We start from the raw sequence: 16,910 nt of genomic DNA, 5'->3' as shown, positions 1-16,910 counted from the left end.
CGGTCAGGCTTCGACTTGACTCCACTGCTTGCTCAGGCGCTTGTCGGAGATCGGCACCTTGGTTCCCAACTGCTGGGCAAACAGCGAAACCCGGTATTCCTCCAGCCACCAGCGGTACAACTCCAGCTGCGGGTCGCGCTTGCCTTCCTGGGCGTGTTTGTTGGCGCGGGTCTGGTATTGCGTCCAGAGGCCGGACAACTCGCCGCTCCAGACCCGATCCCGTTGCACCTGGGCGCCGATTTTTTCGAAACGCTGTTCGATGGCCTTGAGGTAGCGCGGCAGTTCCTTGAGCCACTGCATCGGCGTTTCCCGGACAAACCCCGGATACACCAGATGGCTGAGCTGCTGCTTGATGTCGTTCAGGGCCACGGCTTGCGCCAGGTCGATCTTGCCCTTGAAGCGTTTTTGCAGGCCGTGCCAGTGCTTGAGGATTTCCAGGGTCAGCCTGGCCACGCGTTCGGCATGTTCGGTCCAGGCCCCGCGCTTGCGTTCGGCCAACGCGGCCAATCCGGCGCCATCCCGTGGCAGCGGGTCTTCACCGTCGAGGATGCAGCTGTCGAGGCTGGCCAACAGAATGTCTTCCACCAATGCATCGACACGCCCCATGTCGCGATACAGCAGGCCCAGCTCGGTCAGGCCCGGCAACTTGCCACGCAGGAACTTCGCCGGCTCCGCCAGTTGCTGCATCAGCAGGCGCTGCAAGGCGCGGCGATGCTGGAACTCGGCTTCGGCCGGGGTCGAGAAACGTCCTTCCTTGACCGTCCCCGCCTCTTCCACCAGCGCCGGATAGACCGTCATCGACAGCCCGGCGATCTTCTGCTGGGTTTTCTCGGCCACGGCGGCAAACACTTTCGGCTCGACCGGCTGCTGGCTTTTCGCGGTTTGCGGCACGGCCAGGGCGGCCTGGCTGGCTTCGGCGAAACGCGCCGTCAGTTCGGCCAGGTCGCGCCCTTCGCCGAGGAACTTGCCCTGGGCGTCGACGATTTCCAGGTTCATCCGCAGATGGCTTTCGACCTGCTGCGCCGCCTCGGCCCAGGATTCATCGCTGACCCGGGCGCCGGTCATGCGCAGCAACTCGCGCCCCAAGGCCTGGGGCAACGAGCCTTCAGCGAAGGTCATGCGCTGCAACGCAGCCTTGACGAAATCCGGCACCGGCACGAAATTCTTGCGCAAGGCCTTGGGCAGGTTGCGCACCAGGGCAATGCACTTGGCTTCGATCACCCCCGGCACCAGCCATTCCAGGCGTTCCGGCGGCAGCATCGGCAACAGCGGTGCCGGTACCCGCAGGGTCACGCCGTCGCGCGGGTGGTTCGGTTCGAAGTGGTAGCTCAGGGCCAATTCCAGGTCGCCGATGTGCAGCGTGTCCGGGTAATGCTGGGCGGTGACTTCACTGGCTTCGCGCGCCAGCACGTCCTCTTCGCGCATGATCAGCAGCTGCGGGTCTTTCTGGCTGTTGATCCGATACCAGCTGTCGAACGTCGCGGTCTGGTGGATCTCTGCCGGCAACCGCGCATCGTAGAAGGCATAGAGGGTTTCTTCGTCGGCGAGAATGTCCCGGCGACGGGCCTTGGCCTCCAGTTCGTCGAGTTGTTCCAGCAACTGCTTGTTGGCCGTCAGGCACTTGGCTTTCGACTGGATTTCGCCACGCACCAGCGCTTCGCGGATGAACAGTTCACGGGACACCACCGGATCGATCGGGCCGTAATGCACCGGCCGGCGGCCGACCACGATCAGCCCGAACAGGGTGATCTGCTCAAAGGCCACGACCTGGCCACGCTTCTTCTCCCAATGGGGTTCGAAGTGGTTTTTCTTGATCAGGTGCCCGGCCAGCGGCTCGATCCAGTCGGCATCGATCTTGGCCACCATCCGCGCATACAGCTTGGTGGTTTCCACCAGCTCAGCGGTCATCAGCCACTGCGGGCGTTTCTTGCCGATACCCGACGACGGGTGAATCCAGAAACGCCGCTGCCGCGCGCCGAGGTAATCGCCGTCTTCGGTTTTCTGGCCGATCTGGCTGAGCAAGCCCACCAGCACTGCCTTGTGCAGTTTCGGGTAATCCGCCGGCTCTTTGTTAAGGCTCAGCTGCATGTCGCGGCAGATGAGGCTCAACTGGCGATGGGAGTCGCGCCATTCACGCAGGCGCAGGTAGTTCAGGAAATTCTTGCGACACCAGTTACGCAGCGGGCTGGCGGTCAGCGCCTGGCGCTGCTCTTCGAACCCGCGCCACAGGTTGACCAGCCCGGCGAAGTCCGAGTCGGTATCTTTCCATTGCGCGTGGGCCTGATCCGCCGCTTGCTGGCGCTCCGGTGGACGTTCGCGCGGGTCCTGGATCGACATGGCGCTGGCGACGATCAGCACTTCCTGCAGGCTGCCGAGCTTGGCCGCTTCGAGCAGCATGCGGCCCATGCGCGGGTCCACCGGCAGTCGCGCCAGTTGCCGACCGAGCGGGGTCAACTGACTGTTGCGGTCCACCGCCGAGAGCTCTTGCAGCAGGTTGTAGCCGTCGCTGATCGCCTTGCCATCCGGCGGCTCGATGAACGGGAATGCGCTGACCTCGCCAAGGCGCAGGTGCAGCATCTGCAAGATAACGGCGGCGAGGTTGGTGCGCAGGATTTCCGGATCGGTGAATTCCGGGCGTCCGAGGAAATCTTCTTCGCTGTACAGGCGCACGCAGATGCCCGGCTCGACCCGTCCGCAGCGGCCTTTACGCTGGTTGGCGCTGGCCTGGGAAATGGCTTCGATGGGCAGGCGCTGGACCTTGGCGCGGTAGCTGTAGCGACTGATGCGCGCGGTGCCGCTGTCGATCACGTAACGGATGCCCGGCACGGTCAGCGAGGTTTCCGCGACGTTGGTCGCCAGCACCACGCGACGGCCCGGGTGCGACTGGAAAATCCGCTGCTGCTCGGCCGGCGACAGGCGCGCGTACAACGGCAGGATCTCGGTGTGCTTGAGCTGGGCCTTGCGCAGCATGTCGGCGGCATCGCGAATCTCGCGCTCGCCGGGCAGGAACACCAGCACGTCACCAGGGCTGCGGCGTTCGCTGCGCTCGTAGGCGGCAATTTCGTCGAGGGTGGCGAGGATCGCCTGATCCACCGTCAGGTCGTCCTCGACCCGGTTGCCCTCCTCATCCTGTTCCAGGGTCAGCGGGCGATACCAAGTGTCCACCGGGAAGGTACGGCCGGAGACTTCGACAATGGGCGCATCGTCGAAATGCTTGGAGAAACGCTCCAGGTCGATAGTCGCCGAGGTAATGATGACTTTCAGGTCCGGACGACGCGGCAGCAGGGTTTTCAGGTAGCCGAGCAGGAAGTCGATGTTGAGACTGCGTTCGTGGGCTTCGTCGACGATGATGGTGTCGTAGCGTTCCAGATAGCGGTCGTTCTGGGTTTCCGCCAGCAGGATGCCGTCGGTCATCAGTTTTATCAGGGTGTTGGAATCGCTCTGATCCTCGAAGCGCACCTGATAGCCGACCAGCGCGCCCAACGGCGTGCCGAGTTCTTCGGCCACCCGGGCCGCCACGCTACGTGCGGCGATTCGCCGTGGTTGGGTGTGGCCGATCAGGCCATGTTGGCCGCGGCCGATTTCCAGGCAGATCTTCGGCAACTGGGTGGTTTTACCCGAGCCGGTCTCGCCGGCGATGATCAGCACCTGGTGCTTTTCCAGCGCTTTCTTGATTTCGTCGCGCTTGGCGGCGATCGGCAGGCTGTCGTCGTAACGAATCACCGGCAGGCTGGCGCGGCGGGCCAGCACCTGGTCACAGGACGCCTGCATCCGCGCCACCCATTGGGCTAGCTTGGCTTCGTCGGGTTTCTTGCGCAGCTCAAGCAACTGCCTCCGCAGCCGGTGGCGGTCGGCAAGCATGGCGTGATCGAGGTTTTTCAGCAGTTTGTCGATGGAGGGCGATTCGTCGGTCATCGGGTACGCAATTCAGTCGTCTAGTGGCGCAGGTCGGGGATTGTCGCAGATTTGAAGGACGAGCGAGATCCCTTGTAGGAGCCGGCTTGCCGGCGAAGGCGTCGGCACTGGCGATGCAAGGCTCAGGATTGCCTTCGCCGGCAAGCCGGCTCCTACAGGGGGGATGGGGTTACTCGGTATCGTGGCCTTTACGCCGATACGGAAACACATCGATCACCTTCCCTGCCCGAATCGCCTCCTGCAGGCTTTTCCAGTAGTCAGCGTTGTACAACTCGCCATGCAGCTGATCGAACAACTTGCGCTGCCCCGAATCGGCAAACAAAAACGGCGGGAATTCCTCGGGGAACACATCCAGCGGTCCGATCGAATACCACGGCTCGGACGCCATCTCATCTTCCGGCGTACGCGGTTGCGGGATGTGGCGGAAGTTGGCCTCGGTCAGGAAGCAGATCTCGTCATAGTCGTAGAACACCACCCGTCCGTGACGGGTAACGCCGAAGTTCTTCAGCAGCATGTCACCGGGAAAGATGTTCGCCGCCGCCAGTTGCTTGATCGCCAGGCCGTAATCCTCCAGGGCCTCGCGCACCTGCGCGTCGTTGGCGTTTTCCAGGTACAGGTTCAGCGGGGTCATTCGCCGTTCGGTCCAGCAGTGGCGGATCAGCACCGTGTCGCCTTCCACCGACACCGTGGACGGCGCGACGTCCAGCAGTTCTTCCAGGCACGCCGGGTCGAACTTGCTCAGCGGGAAGCGGAAATCGGCGAACTCCTGGGTGTCGGCCATGCGCCCGACGCGGTCGACGCTTTTTACCAGCCGGTACTTCTCGATCACAGTCGCGCGGTCGACGTTTTTCGACGGGGAGAAGCGGTCCTTGATGATTTTGAACACGGTGTTGAACCCCGGCAGGGTGAACACGCTCATGACCATGCCGCGCACGCCGGGGGCCATGATGAACTGGTCGTCGGTGTTGGCCAGGTGGTTGATCAACGCCCGATAGAACTCGGACTTGCCATGCTTGTAGAAACCGATCGAGGTGTACAGCTCGGCGATGTGCTTGCCCGGCAGGATGCGCTTGAGGAAGCCGATGAATTCCGCCGGCACCGGCACATCGACCATGAAATAGGAACGGGTGAACGAGAAGATGATCGACACGTCCGCTTCGTCGGTGATCAGCGCGTCGATCTGGATACCGCGCCCCTCCAGGTGCAGCAGCGGGATCGCCAGCGGCCATTGCTCATCGGCGGTGTAGATGCGCCCCACCAGGTAGGCGCCCTTGTTGCGGTAGAGCACCGAGGAAAACAGTTCGACGCCAAGCTCCGGGTCCTTGCACACCCAGTCTGGCAGGTTCTCGCGCAGTTGCGCTTCAAGGCGGCGCAGATCGCCGGGCAGGTCGGCGTATTCCTCGCTGAAGCGATAGTCGGCAAAGATGCTCGCCAGCATCCCCGCCAACTGACCCTGGGGTTTGTAGGTGCGGGTTTGCGCAGCGCGGGCCCGGCGCAGGCTCGGCCGCGTGGTGTGGATGAACATGCAGCCGTCGCTGATCAGGTCATGGCTGAACAGCCCGCAGAAAATCGAGTTGTACCAGGTCTCGGACAATTCATCGTCGAAACGCAGGTCGATCAGACTGATGTAGGCGCTCTTGACCAGCGGCCAGCAACTGACGTCCAGGGTGTCACTGTCGAACGCGATGCGCAGCCGTTCCACGGTTTCGCTGACTTTTTCTTCGTAGAGATTGATCCGCGCGGCCGACGCGACCTGCGTCTCCTGCCACTGGGCCTGCTCGAAGCGGGCCCGCGCACCGTCGGTGATCTGCCGGAAATGCTCGCGGTAATCGTCAAAGCCATCGAGGATCATTCGGGCGATATCGGCGGCTGGCCATTGCTGCGGCATGGTGAGACCTCTGCGGGAATTCGTGAGCCCTGAGCTTAGCCAGTGAAGCGGGTGCAGGAGAAGCGTAATTTTGCGCCCGGGTTATTTGCCGGTTTTTCGGTTGCCATCGATCAGCCGCTCGGCAACACTCTCGTCCCCATAAAGGAAGGAGAGCAGCGTGAACCCCGTCGATATTGTCCGTTTACTGTCACTGGCGGCCATCTGGGGTGCGAGCTTTCTGTTCATGCGCATCATCGCCCCGGTGATTGGTACCATCCCCACGGCCTTTTTCCGCGTGTCGATTGCCGCTACCGGCCTGTTGCTGATCCTCGGGCTGATGCGCATCAGTTGGGATTTCAAAGGCAAACTCAAGACCGTGATGCTGCTCGGGGTGATCAACTCGGGGATTCCGGCCACCCTGTATTCCGTAGCCGCCCAGGTGCTGCCGGCTGGGTACTCGGCCATTTTCAACGCCACCACACCGCTGATGGGCGTGTTGATCGGCGGCCTGTTCTTCCATGAGCGACTCACCGGCGCCAAGCTCGGCGGGGTATTTCTCGGCTTGTTCGGCGTTGGCGTGCTGACGCGCGCGGGCCCGGTGGCATTCGATATGCAATTGCTGATGGGCGCCCTCGCCTGCCTGCTCGCCACCACCTGTTATGGCTTTGCCGGTTTTCTAGCACGCCGCTGGCTGGATCAGGCCGGTGGGCTCGACAGCCGTTTGTCTGCGCTGGGCAGCATGCTCGGGGCGACGTTGTTCCTGCTGCCGCTGTTCGGCTACAGCGTGATCAGCCAGCCGCCGGCGAGCTGGGGTGGCTGGGATGTCTGGTTGTCGTTGCTGGGATTGGGGCTGGTCTGTACTGCGCTGGCGTACATCGTTTACTTCCGCTTGCTCAGCTCGGTCGGGCCGGTGAGGTCGATGACCACGACCTTCCTGATCCCGCCATTCGGGGTGTTGTGGGGCGCACTGTTGCTGGGTGAGCCGTTGTCGATGGCGCATGTGTATGGCGGGGTGTTGATTGCGGCGGCGTTGTGGCTGGTGTTGAAGCCTGCGGTGAAGGCAATTGAGGTGGGAGCCAGGTAATTTGTGGTGAGCTTGATGACGCCTTCGCTGGCAAGCCAGCTCCTACAGGTTTCGAGCACGCCGCAAAACCTGTAGGAGCTGGCTTGCCAGCGATAGCGGTCATCCAGACACTACAAGGTTGACTGACTCACCTCCCCATCCACCAACCGCCGAATCCCCAGCGGATTGGCGTTCTGCAACGCCTCGGGCAACAACGCATCCGGGTAATTCTGGAAGCACACCGGGCGCAGGAAGCGATCGATCGCCAACGTCCCCACCGAGGTCCCGCGCGAATCGGACGTTGCCGGATAAGGCCCGCCATGCACCATCGCCTCGCACACCTCGACCCCGGTCGGATAACCATTGAGCAAAATCCGCCCGACCTTTTCCTGCAACATCTCCGCCAGCCAGCGGTACTCCAGCAGCTCATCCGCCTCGCCAATCAAGGTCGCGGTCAGTTGCCCGCGCAACCCCTGCAGCGCCTGCGCCAACTGCGCACGGCTCTCGACTTCCACGACGATGGTGGTCGGCCCGAACACTTCTTCCTGAAGCAGTTCATCACCCTTGAGCAACAGGCTGACATCGGCCTTGAACACTTGCGGCTGCGCCTGACTGCCCTGCTGCGGCTTGCCCGCCAGATGGGTCAGCCCCGGATGTTCGTGCAGCTCGCCCAGGCCTCGGCTGTAACTGGCCAGCGCGCCAGCATTGAGCATGGTTTGCGCAGGTTGCTGGTTCATGCTCGCGCAAAAGGTTTCGAGAAAGGTGCTGAACTGCGGCGAACGCAGGCCGATGACCAGGCCAGGGTTGGTGCAGAACTGGCCACAGCCCAGGGTCACTGAACCGGCAAGCTGCGCCGCGATCTGTTCACCCCGGACGGCCAGCGCCTCGGGCAGCAGGAACACCGGGTTGATGCTCGACATCTCGGCGAACACCGGGATCGGCTGTGGCCGGGTCGCGGCCATGTGACTCAGGGCATTGCCGCCCTTGAGCGAGCCGGTGAAACCCACGGCCTGGATCGCCGGGTGCTTGACCAGCCACTCACCGACGCCACCGCCGTAGATCATGTTGAACACCCCCGCGGGCATTTCCGTGCGCTCGGCGGCGCGGATGATTGCGTCCGCCACCCACTCGGCGGTTGCCATGTGCCCGCTGTGGGCCTTGAACACCACCGGGCATCCGGCGGCCAGGGCCGAGGCGGTATCGCCACCGGCGGTGGAGAATGCCAACGGAAAGTTGCTGGCGCCGAACACCGCCACCGGGCCCAGGGCGATGCGGTATTGACGCAGGTCCGGGCGTGGCAATGGCTGGCGATCCGGCAACGCCCGGTCGATGCGCGCACCGTAGAAATCACCGCGACGCAGGACCTTGGCGAACAGGCGCAACTGGCCGCTGGTGCGAGCGCGTTCACCCTGGATACGCCCGGCCGGTAATGCGGTTTCGCGGCACACGGTGGCGACGAAGTCATCGCCCAGGGCATCGATTTCATCGGCGATGGCATCGAGGAAGGTCGCGCGCTTTTCTGCACTGAGATTACGGTAGATCGGGTACGCCGCGGCGGCGGCTTTGGCGGCGGCATCCACCTCGGCTTCGGATGCCTGGAAGAAGGTGCCGGGCAAAGGCTCACCGGTGGTCGCGTCGAGGCTTTGCAGGTGCAAGTTGCCGTTGGCGCTGCGGCGGCCGCCGATGTAGTTGTGTCCAAGTATCGTGGTCATTGCGGATTCCTTGATCGATTACAGACCTGTAGGAGCCGGCTTGCCGGCGAAGGCCATGGCACGGCAAACATCAACGTCGCGTGAAAAATCGCTTTCGCCGGCAAGCCGGCTCCTACAGGGGTTAAAGCGTGCGCACCTGACCGATTGCCAACGGCTGGGCACTTTCACCGATGCCGTTCACCAGCGGCGCTCCGAACTCATCGAGGCTGATCTGGAAGCGGTCCCCCGGCTGGGTCTTGATGCCATCGGCAAACGACAGCGTGGCGGTGCCGAAGTAGTGCACGTGCACATCACCGGGACGCAGGAACTGCGCGTACTTGAAGTGGTGGAATTCGAGGTTGGCCAGGCTGTGGCACATGTTGTCTTCGCCGCTGAGAAACTCCTTTTCCCAGATCGTCTTGCCATCGCGCTTGATGCGGCTGGTGCCCTCCAGGTGCCTGGGCAATTCGCCGACGCGCAGCTCCGGGCCATAGGAGCAGCAGCGCAGTTTCGAATGGGCGAGGTACAGGTAGTTGCGCCGCTCCATGACATGGTCGGAGAACTCATTGCCCAGGGCATAACCGACGCGATACGGCAGGCCGTCGTCGCCGATCACGTAGAGCCCGGTCAGCTCCGGCTCTTCGCCGGCGTCTTCGGCAAAGGGCGGCACCGGGAAGTCCGCGCCGGGACGCACGACGATGCTGCCGTCGCCCTTGTAGAACCATTCCGGCTGCGCACCGACCTGCCCGGCCGCGGGCTTGCCGCCCTCCAGGCCCCATTTGAAAATGCGCATGGTGTCGGTCATGGCGGTTTCGACGGCACCTTCCTGCTGGTGCATCTTGTCCCGCGCCGAGGCGCTGCCCAGGTGGGTCAGGCCAGTGCCGCTGATCAGGCAATGGGCCGGGTCTTCGTGGTCCAGCGGTGGCAGCACCTGGCGCTGCTGCAACAGCTGGGCGTAGTCCGGGCCCGGTTCGGTGCCGCGCAGGGCGACTTCTTCCTGCAGGCTGCGTTGGCCGCGGATCGCCGCGAGTGCCAGTTCACGGGTGCTGCGGGTGCCTTTAAGCACCTGGACCTGTGCCCCGTCGACCAGCCCGACCTGGCGTTCCCCGGCAGTGTTTTCAAATTGAATCAGGCGCATGTCGCCTCCGCAAAGTCATGGACGGCGCCGCCGGATGACGGCGCCTCAAGGTCACTCGATGATGTTGAAGTCGCTCAAATACTCATCGGAGATTTCCAGGCCCAGGCCCGGCTTGTCGTCGTCGAGCTGGATGTAGCCGTTGACTGGTTGCGGTTCGCCCTTGAATACGTAGTAGAAGAGTTCGTTGCCGACTTCGACGTCGAACACCGGGAAGAACTCGGCCATGGGCGACGCCGTGGTGGACATGGTCAGGTGGTAGTTGTGCATCTGCCCGGCGTGGGGGATCACCGGCACCGACCAGGCCTCGGCCATGGCGTTGATCTTGCGCGCGGCGGTGATGCCGCCGACGCGGTTGGTGTCGTACTGGATCACGTCGATCGCACGGCGTTCCAGCAGGTCCTTGAAGCCGTACGAGGTGAACTCGTGCTCGCCGCCGGAGATCGGCATGATGCCCATTTTTTTCAGCTCGATGTAGCCCTCGATGTCGTCGGCGATCACCGGTTCTTCCAGCCAGCGCGGCTCGAACTCGGCCAGTTTGGGCAACATGCGGCGGGCGTATTCCAGGGTCCAGCCCATGTAGCATTCGAGCATGATGTCGACGTCGGGGCCGGCCAGGTTACGCAGGGCGCGCACTTGTTCGATGTTCTTGCGCATGCCCGCCGGACCGTCTTTCGGGCCGTAGCCGAAGCGCATTTTCAGCGCGGTGAAGCCCTGGTTCAGATAGCCCTGGGCCTCTTCGAGGAACAGGTCGAGGTTGTCGTTGGCGTAGAGCTTGGAGGCGTAGGTCCAGATCTTTTCCTTGGTGCGGCCGCCGAGCAGTTTGAACACCGGCTTGTTGACCGCCTTGCCCATGATGTCCCAGATGGCGATGTCGATCGCCGAGATGGCCGCCATGCCGATGCCTTTGCGGCCCCATGCGTGGCTCTGGCGGTACATTTTCTGCCAGATGTATTCGTTGTCGAACGGGTCTTCGCCAATCGCGATGGGTGCCAGGTAGGTGTCGATGATTTCCTTGGCCACACGAGGCGCCAGGGCGCAGTTGCCGATGCCGACAAGACCGGTGTCGGTCTCGACTTCCACCACCAGCCAGCCGTGGAAACGGAACGAGCCCATGGCGTCGCCGCGCTCGAACAGGATGTCGCTGGCGTTGGTGCAGAAGTGCGCTTGAGGTGGGACGACTTTGCCTTTCCACTCGAATACGCGGGTACGGATCGCTTTGATTTTCATGAATACGGTTTCCTTGCGCTGCCGGCTTTTTGTCATTGTTGTGTCGCTGCGTGGAGCCGCTCGGATGGCGGTTCCAGGCATTCGATGGAGCGACTGTAGCCAGCGCCCGAGGGTGCGGATAATCACTTATGCGTATCCGGCGATAACCTGGGGTGATAGGAAAAAGCAGTAATCCCCTAGATCGAGTTATCGGGGCAATACATAAAACTGTAGGAGCTGGCTTGCCAGCGAAAGCGGCCCGACAGGCACCTCAGGGGTGTCTGTCAGGCCGTCTTCGCTGGCAAGCCAGCTCCTACAGGGGTATTGCGTGTTTTTGAAAATCAGTAGCTGTTGCCACCCATCCGGCAGGCAATCTCGAACGCCTGGCGAGTCGCGCCGACGTTGGCCTTGCCCTGCCCCGCGATATCGAACGCGGTGCCGTGGGCCGGCGTGGTGATCGGGATGGGCAGGCCGCCCTGGACCGTGACACCACGGGAGAAGCCCATCAACTTGATCGCGATCTGCCCCTGGTCGTGGTACATCGTCACCACCGCGTCAAAGGCGCTGGCATCACCCTGGACCTTGAGAAAAATCGTGTCCCCCGGATACGGCCCTTCCGCCGCGATCCCCAGTGCCTGGGCCGAACGCACGGCCGGGCCGATGATGTCCAGCTCTTCGCGACCGAACGAGCCGTTGTCGCCGTTGTGCGGGTTCAATCCACAGACGCCGATGCGCGGTTTTTCCAGGCCGTTGCGCTTGAGCGCGGTGTCGATCAGTTGAATCGCTTCCACCACCCGCGCCTGGCTAAGCAGGCCCGGGACTTCAGCCAACGCCACGTGGGAGGTCACACGGGAAGTCCACAGATTGTCGAGCACGTTGAATTCACAGAACGGCCCGTGGAAATCCAGCAGCTCGGCGAACCAGTGCAACTCATCGTTGTGGGCCATGCCGGCCATGTGCAACGAAGTCTTGTTCAGCGGCCCGAACAATATCGCGTCGGTGGTCCCGGCCTCGGTCAGGCGCAGGGCGACTTCCAGGGTGTCGAGGCTGTAGCGACCACCAATGACACTGGACTCGCTGCGCGGGAATTCACCGACAGTGTCGCCGCGAAAATCGTAGAACAGCGGCGTGTCGTCCATGAATGACAGCTGCTCCAGCGACTCCACCCGGCGATAGGGAAACTCCAGCCCGGCGATGCGCATGCCTCGCCGCATTTCCGCTTCGTCGGCAATCAGGATCACATTCGCCTGGCTGCGTACATCGGGCTCTCCGAGCAAGCGTGCGATCAGTTCCGGACCGATGCCCGCGGGGTCGCCCAGGACCATCGCGATGGTTGTCTTGTTCATGCTTCACTCCTCAAGGATTCAGGCCGCGCCCGGTCAATGGCGCAAGGTTCGCAGCGGTAGATGCGCTGCGCGTTGCTGTAGAACAGTCGCTCCTGATCGGCCACTGGCAGATCGGCGACGATGGATTTGAAACCGCTGTAGATGTCGTTGAACGAGCCACACAGGCTGTCCACCGGAAAGTTACTGGCGAACATCGCCCGCTTGGTGCCGAACATCGCGATGATTTCGCGCACGATCCAGGCGTTGTCGATGGCGCGCCACGCCCGGCCCGCCTGGCCCAGGCCGGAAATCTTGACCTGCACGTTGGGCCACTGCGCCAGCCGCGCCATCGCGGCGCGCCAACCGGCCAGGCCTTCAGCGCTGCGGTCGCTGGGCAAGCCGGCGTGGTTGAGAATCAGGGTGATACCGGGGAAATCCCGGGCCAGTCGCTCAGCTTCGGGCAAGTTCCACCAGGGGGTTTGCAGATCGAAGTGCAGGCCCAAGCCCTCCAGCGCGGCATAACCGCGCCGCCAGTGCTCGTCGCTCATCAGGCTGCGCACCCGGCCGAACTGCGCGGGTGACGTCGGTCCGCCGGGCTTATGCCGCACGCTGCGCACGCACTTGTGACTGGCCTGCTCGCGCAGCACGGCAATGGCGTCCGGGTGGTCGAGCCAGGCTTGCGCGACGATCGCATTCGGCACGCCGTAGCGGGCGGCCAGTTGCTCGATGAAACGGGTTTCGCCAATCGGGTCCTGCGGGTTCCATTCGGTCTCGACATACACCGTTTGCACGACTCGCTGGTCGCCGGCATCGGCGAAGTAATCGTCGGGCAAATAACGGCGCTTGATCGCGGAGTAATCGCCGTAGCGAAACGGGATGTTCGCCTCCGGCGCCAACCACGGATGGTCGTTGATCGTTGGGTCCCAGAAGTGATGATGGGCATCGATGATGGGACCGTTCCACAGTTCACCCATGGCGCACCTCGTCGAGACTGATGAACAACGTAGCCAGCACAAACACTGCCGAGCACACCGCGAAGAATCCCGGCACCGGGGCAAATCCACTGCTCATTTGCATAATCACACCGCACTGGTGACGAGCCATTGCGCGTCCCTCAATTTTTATTGTTGTACAGTTGCAGACATTAACCTGTGCCGCGTTTTTCACGGTGTTGATGAGCACTATCGAAGGCCCGGTGATAACCGTCTAATCAAAACTTGAAATCAGGCGATAGCTTCGGGTTATGGCACGCCGTGCTTTCAACGATCTTTCAATGTTGGACCTTTCTTTTCTGTAGGAGCGAGCTTGCTCGCGATGATCGTCAACGAAAACGCGTGTTTCCTGAATTAGCGCAGCGCTCGTGAGTCCATCGCGAGCAAGCTTGCTCCTACAGAAGTCCTGCTTCGTTTGACTAGCTATAACCCCAGGCTATCGGTGTATGTATTGTTTTGACTAGACGCGGGGGCTGCCTCTTCCCACACTCACTCCAGGCTTGCGGCTTTACCGCTCAAACAAGTCGCTCATAACAATTACAAAAACACAGAAACGAGGCCCTCCCATGCGAAATGCATTCGTCCGTCGCACTTCCCGTCTGTTTCTTGGCTGCACCCTGATCGCCGCCGGCGCCCTTCCCGCGCTCGCTCAAGCCGCCTGGCAGCCGGACAAGAACGTCGAAATCGTCGTTGCCGGTGGCCCCGGTGGCGGTACCGACCAACTCGGTCGCCTGATCCAGTCGATCATCACCACGCATAAACTGCTCGACGTTAATACCATCGTCCTGAACAAGGGTGGCGGCAACGGCGCCGAGGCTTTCCTCGACATGAAAATGAACAAGGGCGATGCCGAGAAGCTGGTGATCGGCACCAACAACATCTACCTGTTGCCGCTGGTGTCCAAGCTCGGCTACCAATGGCAGGAGCTGACGCCGATTGCCGCCGTGGCCGAGGATGACTTCATTCTCTGGAGCTACAAAGGCGCACCGTGGAAGGATGCGAAAAGCTTCTACGAAGCGGTCAAGGCCGACCCGTCGAAACTGCGCATGGGTGGCAGCCAGTCCAAGGATGTCGACCAGACCCTGACCCTGCTGCTGAACCAGACCACCAACAGTAAACTGGTGTACATCCCGTTCAAGAGCGGTAGCGAGGCCGCGACCCAGCTGGCCGGCAAGCACATCGCCGCCAACGTCAACAACCCCAGCGAAAGCATCAGCCAATGGCGCGGCGATCAGGTCGAACCGCTCTGCGTGTTCAGTAAGGAGCGCATGGCCTACACCGAAAAAGTCGCCGGCGACAAATCCTGGGCCGACGTACCGACCTGCCACGAACAAGGCCTGGGCATCGATCAATACCGCTTCCCGCGCACCGTGTTCATGCCTGGCGACATTTCCGCCGAGCAACGCGCGTTCTATGTCGAGCTGATGCGCAAGGTCACCGAAACGCCGGAGTTCAAGGCCTACGTCAAGCAGAACGCGCTGGTGCCGACCTTCCTCGAGGGCGAGCCGCTGACCGCCTACATCGAAAAAGACACCGCCCGCGTCACCCCGGTCTTCAAGGAAGCCGGCTGGCTGAAAAACTAAGTTGTCGCGGCCGCTCGCCTGCGGGCGGCCGTCATCTGCTGGAGGTGTCTTCATGTCCCATTCTTCGGATTCACCCGCGCTGGTCGGCACCCGTTGGGTCGAGCTCGGCCTGACCCTCTTCACGGCGCTGATCGGCGTGGTGGTGATGTTCGGCAGTGTCGAACAGGGTATCGGCTGGGGCGATGCCGGCCCCGAGCCGGGTTACTTCCCCTTCTACATCGGCCTGATGCTGAGCGCCGCGAGCGTGGCCAACTTTGTGCTGACCCTGGTGCGCTGGCAAGCGCTGAGCGTTGCATTCGTCAGTCGCAGTGCGTTCAGGCAAGTGCTGTCGGTGTTCATCCCGATTGCACTGTTCGTCGCGGCCATGCCACTGACCGGCATCTATGTCGCCTCGGCGTGCTTCATCGCCTGGTTCATGTGGCGTGACAAGGACCGCGCCAAGCCTTACGGCAAACTGATGATTGCCTGTATATCCCTCGGCGCGGTACTCGCCAGTTACCTGATTTTCGCGCTGTGGTTCAAGGTCCCGCTGGATGCCGGCCCGTTGGGCGACTGGATTGCCCTGGCCGGGAGAAACTTCAAATGAGCGAATTCGATTCCCTGTTGCAAGGCATGAACCTGATCCTGACCCCAGGCCACATCGGCCTGATGGTGATCGGCGTGCTGCTGGGCATCCTGGTCGGCGTGTTGCCCGGCCTCGGCGCCCCCAATGGCGTGGCACTGTTGCTGCCGCTGACCTTCACCATGTCGCCGGTGTCGGCGATCATCCTGCTGTCGTGCATGTATTGGGGTGCGCTGTTTGGCGGCTCGATCACCTCGATCCTGTTCAATATTCCCGGTGAGCCCTCATCGGTGGCGACGACGTTCGACGGTTACCCGATGGCCCGCGAAGGCCGTGCCGCCGAAGCCCTGACCGCCGCGTTCAGTTCGGCGTTGCTGGGTGCACTGGCGGGAGTGTTGCTGCTGACCTTCCTCTCGACGAAGATTGCCGCCTTCGCCATGTCGTTCAGTTCGCCGGAGTTCTTCGCGGTGTACCTGTTGGCGTTCTGCACCTTCATCGGCATGAGCAAGAACCCGCCGCTGAAAACCGTGGTGGCGATGATGATCGGTTTCGCCATGGCGGCGGTCGGCATGGACACCGTGTCCGGCAACCTGCGCTTGACGTTCGATCAGCCGACCCTGATGACCGGCATCAGTTTCGAAGTGGCGGTGATCGGCCTGTTCGGTATCGGCGAAATCCTCTGCACCGTGGAGGAAGGCCTGGTGTTCCGTGGCGAACACGCGCGCATCACGCCGATGGTGATCCTGCGCACCTGGGCCAAGTTGCCGCGCTACTGGTGGACCATTGTGCGTAGCACCCTGGTCGGTTGCTGGATGGGCATTACCCCGGGCGGGCCGACCGCCGCTTCGTTCATGAGCTATAGCCTGGCGCGGCGTTTCTCGAAGAACCGCGACAACTTTGGCAAGGGTGAACTCGAAGGCGTGATCGCTCCGGAAACCGCCGACCACGCCGCCGGCACCAGCGCCTTGCTGCCGATGCTGACCCTGGGTATCCCCGGTTCCGCCACCGCAGCGGTGATGCTCGGTGGCTTGATGATCTGGGGCCTGCACCCTGGGCCAACCCTGTTCGTCGAGCAGCATGACTTTGTCTGGGGCCTGATCGCCAGCATGTACCTGGGCAACGTGGTGAGCCTGATCGTGGTGTTGGCCACCGTGCCGCTGTTCGCCTCGATCCTGCGCATTCCGTTCTCGATCATCGCGCCGATCATCATCATGGTCTGCGCCATCGGTGCCTACTCGGTACACAACTCGTTCTTCGACGTGGTGCTGATGCTCGGTTTCGGCGCGTTGGGTTATCTGTTCAAGAAACTCGGCTACCCGATTGCGCCACTGGTACTGGCGGCGGTATTGGGTGACAAGGCCGAAGATGCGTTCCGTCAGTCGATGCTGTTCTCTGACGGGCACCTGGGGATCTTCTGGTCCAACCCATTGGTCGGCAGCCTGACCACGGCGGCGCTGCTGATGCTGTTCTGGCCGCTGATTTCCAAGGCCCTGGCAGCCCTGATGGGCTTTCGTAAACCCCAGGTCGCCAAGCCAAAATCGGTGCTGTGACACAGCAATGCTGGCAAC

General features: G+C 62.4%; 12 protein-coding genes. 4 read left to right on the top strand and 8 right to left on the bottom strand.

The window, feature by feature from the left end:
- Positions 1–3: 3 nt before the first annotated feature.
- Both hrpA and aceK read right to left on the bottom strand, forming a co-directional pair.
- Positions 4–3,915 (bottom strand): ATP-dependent RNA helicase HrpA, encoded by a 3,912-nt coding sequence (gene hrpA / locus ACM6I6_RS10950; RefSeq protein ID WP_414919877.1) that lies wholly within the window; start codon positions 3,913–3,915, stop codon positions 4–6.
- Between the two features lie 169 nt (positions 3,916–4,084).
- Entirely contained in the window at positions 4,085–5,803 is a 1,719-nt protein-coding gene (gene aceK, locus ACM6I6_RS10945) for a bifunctional isocitrate dehydrogenase kinase/phosphatase (RefSeq protein ID WP_323606771.1), read from the bottom strand.
- 157 nt (positions 5,804–5,960) lie between these two features.
- On the opposite strand from aceK, the gene ACM6I6_RS10940 reads away from it, so the two are divergent.
- Positions 5,961–6,866: a DMT family transporter gene (locus ACM6I6_RS10940; protein ID WP_274073568.1), complete on the top strand. Its 906-nt coding sequence runs from the start codon at positions 5,961–5,963 to the stop codon at positions 6,864–6,866.
- Between the two features lie 110 nt (positions 6,867–6,976).
- Here the strand turns inward: ACM6I6_RS10940 and ACM6I6_RS10935 are convergent, their stop codons facing one another.
- The 6 genes from ACM6I6_RS10935 to ACM6I6_RS10910 form a co-directional block, all read right to left on the bottom strand.
- Complete coding sequence (locus ACM6I6_RS10935; RefSeq protein WP_274073567.1) at positions 6,977–8,557, bottom strand: aldehyde dehydrogenase (NADP(+)); 1,581 nt, start codon at positions 8,555–8,557, stop codon at positions 6,977–6,979.
- 121 nt (positions 8,558–8,678) lie between these two features.
- Positions 8,679–9,674 carry an AraD1 family protein gene (gene araD1, locus ACM6I6_RS10930; protein WP_274073566.1) on the bottom strand — a complete coding sequence of 332 codons (996 nt, stop codon included), beginning with the start codon at positions 9,672–9,674 and terminating at the stop codon, positions 8,679–8,681.
- Between the two features lie 51 nt (positions 9,675–9,725).
- Positions 9,726–10,901, bottom strand: a complete 1,176-nt coding sequence (locus tag ACM6I6_RS10925; protein WP_274073565.1) for an L-rhamnonate dehydratase — start codon at positions 10,899–10,901, stop codon at positions 9,726–9,728.
- 320 nt (positions 10,902–11,221) lie between these two features.
- Positions 11,222–12,226 (bottom strand): 4-hydroxythreonine-4-phosphate dehydrogenase PdxA, encoded by a 1,005-nt coding sequence (locus tag ACM6I6_RS10920; RefSeq protein ID WP_323606770.1) that lies wholly within the window; start codon positions 12,224–12,226, stop codon positions 11,222–11,224.
- On the bottom strand, positions 12,223–13,179 hold the full coding sequence (locus ACM6I6_RS10915; RefSeq protein ID WP_323606769.1) for an amidohydrolase: 957 nt from the start codon (positions 13,177–13,179) through the stop codon (positions 12,223–12,225). Before ACM6I6_RS10915 ends, ACM6I6_RS10920 begins: the two co-directional genes overlap by 4 nt.
- Positions 13,172–13,309, bottom strand: a complete 138-nt coding sequence (locus tag ACM6I6_RS10910) for a hypothetical protein (RefSeq protein WP_414919930.1) — start codon at positions 13,307–13,309, stop codon at positions 13,172–13,174. Before ACM6I6_RS10910 ends, ACM6I6_RS10915 begins: the two co-directional genes overlap by 8 nt.
- Positions 13,310–13,763: 454 nt before the next feature.
- Between ACM6I6_RS10910 and ACM6I6_RS10905 the strand changes: the two genes are divergently transcribed.
- Genes ACM6I6_RS10905 through ACM6I6_RS10895 form a run of 3 tightly spaced genes read left to right on the top strand, consistent with a single transcriptional unit; the run spans position 13,764 to position 16,892 of the window.
- Positions 13,764–14,780 (top strand): Bug family tripartite tricarboxylate transporter substrate binding protein, encoded by a 1,017-nt coding sequence (locus ACM6I6_RS10905; protein ID WP_274073562.1) that lies wholly within the window; start codon positions 13,764–13,766, stop codon positions 14,778–14,780.
- Positions 14,781–14,832: 52 nt separating this feature from the next.
- A complete protein-coding gene (locus tag ACM6I6_RS10900) occupies positions 14,833–15,366 on the top strand; it encodes a tripartite tricarboxylate transporter TctB family protein (protein ID WP_323606768.1) in 534 nt (177 codons plus the stop codon).
- On the top strand, positions 15,363–16,892 hold the full coding sequence (locus tag ACM6I6_RS10895; RefSeq protein ID WP_274073560.1) for a tripartite tricarboxylate transporter permease: 1,530 nt from the start codon (positions 15,363–15,365) through the stop codon (positions 16,890–16,892). Before ACM6I6_RS10900 ends, ACM6I6_RS10895 begins: the two co-directional genes overlap by 4 nt.
- Positions 16,893–16,910 lie beyond the last annotated feature (18 nt).

The organism is Pseudomonas sp. IT-P218, assembly GCF_949767605.1.
In the GTDB taxonomy this organism is placed as follows: Bacteria; Pseudomonadota; Gammaproteobacteria; order Pseudomonadales; family Pseudomonadaceae; genus Aquipseudomonas; species Aquipseudomonas putida_AE.
Note: the sequence above shows the minus strand (reverse complement) of the source record. Positions and strands in the feature narration are given on the sequence as shown.

Coding starts and splice junctions, on each gene's coding strand:
- hrpA (WP_414919877.1), bottom strand. CDS start 3,915: ATGACCGACGAATCGCCCTCCATCGACAAACTGCTGAAAAACCTCGAT.
- aceK (WP_323606771.1), bottom strand. CDS start 5,803: ATGCCGCAGCAATGGCCAGCCGCCGATATCGCCCGAATGATCCTCGAT.
- ACM6I6_RS10935 (WP_274073567.1), bottom strand. CDS start 8,557: ATGACCACGATACTTGGACACAACTACATCGGCGGCCGCCGCAGCGCC.
- araD1 (WP_274073566.1), bottom strand. CDS start 9,674: ATGCGCCTGATTCAATTTGAAAACACTGCCGGGGAACGCCAGGTCGGG.
- ACM6I6_RS10925 (WP_274073565.1), bottom strand. CDS start 10,901: ATGAAAATCAAAGCGATCCGTACCCGCGTATTCGAGTGGAAAGGCAAA.
- ACM6I6_RS10920 (WP_323606770.1), bottom strand. CDS start 12,226: ATGAACAAGACAACCATCGCGATGGTCCTGGGCGACCCCGCGGGCATC.
- ACM6I6_RS10915 (WP_323606769.1), bottom strand. CDS start 13,179: ATGGGTGAACTGTGGAACGGTCCCATCATCGATGCCCATCATCACTTC.
- ACM6I6_RS10910 (WP_414919930.1), bottom strand. CDS start 13,309: ATGGCTCGTCACCAGTGCGGTGTGATTATGCAAATGAGCAGTGGATTT.
- ACM6I6_RS10905 (WP_274073562.1), top strand. CDS start 13,764: ATGCGAAATGCATTCGTCCGTCGCACTTCCCGTCTGTTTCTTGGCTGC.
- ACM6I6_RS10900 (WP_323606768.1), top strand. CDS start 14,833: ATGTCCCATTCTTCGGATTCACCCGCGCTGGTCGGCACCCGTTGGGTC.
- ACM6I6_RS10895 (WP_274073560.1), top strand. CDS start 15,363: ATGAGCGAATTCGATTCCCTGTTGCAAGGCATGAACCTGATCCTGACC.